The organism is Amycolatopsis sp. NPDC003676 (assembly GCF_053587275.1).
The window spans coordinates 1-2,015 of the sequence record NZ_JBSFNS010000247.1 but is presented as its reverse complement, the minus strand read 5'-3'; the positions used below and the strand labels follow the sequence as shown (position 1 = coordinate 2,015).

Here is a 2,015-nt window from a genome sequence, read left to right as displayed (position 1 = left end):
GCTGGCTCGCTCGCGAAAGAGTCCGCGCGCCGAAGCCGACGTCGCACCGGTCGAGCGTGGGCCGCCTGGCACCTCCCCGGAACCGGCGACCGTTCCGAACAGGTCGAGACCAGCGCCAGCGTCGCCGCCAGGGTCAGGCGGGCCCGCGGCCTGGCCCTGGAGCGCTGGAGCGCCGACGGCTGGACGACCAATGCCGAGGTACCCGGACATGTACTGCGGCAACGGTTCCGATTGCCGCGCGAATCGATCGCACCGATCGAGACGGCCTTACGGCTGGGCCGGATGTCGGCCCGGGGCGCCGACCGGGCGATCCGAGTCGCGTGGACGGTGTGTGACCTGCGCGGCGGGGAGATACCGAGCGTGCAGGATGTGCTGTCGGCGTTGAACTTCCGGCAGCGGGGTGCGCAATGACGGGCGGGCGCGCGGTGAGTGGATCGTCCGTGGCGCCGTCGGCACGGAAGCCTTCGGTGGTTTCGGACGTCGGTGACTGTGGAGCGGGGCCGGCGCAGCCGCGGCCTCGGCGGCGTGAACTCGACAACGTTCAGGCAATGTCGGGCGGGGAGGAAGCCGAGCGGCCAGAACTGGTGTTGGGCGGTGGTGTCGGTCGGACGGAGTCGGCGAAGCCGCTGCAGAGGCTGGACGGTGGTGTCGGCGGGGTGGAGTCGGCGAAGTCACAGCAGAGGCTGGACGGTGAGGTAGGCGGGGCGCGATCAGCACGGCCGCAACTGGCGCTCGACGATGGTGTCGGTGTCGGTGTCGGTGTCGGTGTCGGTGCCGGTGGCGGTGGCGCGCGGCCGCAGCCGAAACAGATGCTCGATGGTGAAGTTGGTGGGGCGGGGTCGGCTCGGCCAAGGGTGGTGCTGGATGGTGGTGTCGGCGGCGTGGTGTCGGAGCAGCCGGAACGGATGCTCGATGGTGAGGACGGTAGGGCGGGGTCTGCTCGGCCGCTGCCGTCGCTGGATGGTGGTGCTGGCGGGGTGGGGCCGGTGCCGTGGTCGGCGGTCGGCGGGGTGCGTTCGGAGCAGCCATCGGGTGTGCTCGATCGTGATGTCGACGAGCGGCGGCTCGCGTGGGTGTATCTGTCGAGGGTGGTGCAGGGGCCCTGTGCCGCGTTGTCGGCATTGATCGGCTCGGTCGGGGTGTGCGAGGCGGCCAGGGCGGTGCGCGAGCACGAACTGCCCGAGGTGTTGCGTGGGCCTACTGCCGCGCGTCGTGAGATGGATATGGCGGCGGCGGATCTGGCGCAGATGCGGGGGTTGGGTGGTCGGGTCATCACGCCGGACGACGACGAGTGGCCGGGCTGGCGGATGCTCGGTCTGGATCAGCTCGACAGTGAGCGTGATCGCGAGGGCGCGGTGCCGCTGGTGCTGTGGGCGCGCGGCCCGCTCTCACTGCAGGCGGCCTCCGAACGTGCTGTCGCCGTGGTCGGTTCACGATGCAGCAGCGGGTACGGGGTGCAGGTGGCGAGTGAGATCGCCGGTGACCTGGCCGGGCGCGGCTGGACCATCGTGTCCGGTGCGGCCTTCGGCATCGATGCGGCGGCGCACCGCGCGGCACTCGCCGTCGGCGGCCCGACCGTCGCCGTGCTGGCCTGTGGCGTCGACCGGCCCTACCCCGCCCAGCACGACCGACTGCTGTCCGCCATCGCCGCCACCGGCCTCGTGCTCAGTGAATATCCGCCGGGAACCAGCGCGCAGAAGCACCGATTCCTGGCCCGCAACCGGCTCATCGCGACCCTCGGCGACGGTGTCCTCGTCGTCGAAGCCGGCCTGCGCAGCGGCGCCCGCAACACCGTGAAATGGGCCCGCCGCCTGGGCCGCCCCGCGATGGCGGTCCCCGGCCCCGTCGGATCCGCGTCCTCGGTCGGCTGTCACCGCATGATCCGCGACGGCGAAGCCCTGCTCGTCACCCGCGCCGAAGACGTCATCGACGAGGCGGGCCCGCTCCGCCTCCCGGTCACCGACGACACGATCGACCCCGCCGCCCAACTCCGCGGCGCCGAAGCCGACGTCTAC

At 72.0% G+C, this 2,015-nt stretch carries 2 protein-coding genes; both read left to right on the top strand.

Features of this window, described 5'->3' with window-relative positions; translation table 11 throughout:
• A partial coding sequence (locus ACWDNU_RS45295) for a magnesium chelatase subunit ChlI family protein (RefSeq protein ID WP_449673383.1) occupies nt 1-411 on the top strand: 411 nt, incomplete at its 5' end.
• Between the two features lie 137 nt (nt 412-548).
• The coding region (gene dprA / locus ACWDNU_RS45290; RefSeq protein WP_449673382.1) for a DNA-processing protein DprA at nt 549-2,015 on the top strand (1,467 nt) is incomplete at its 3' end.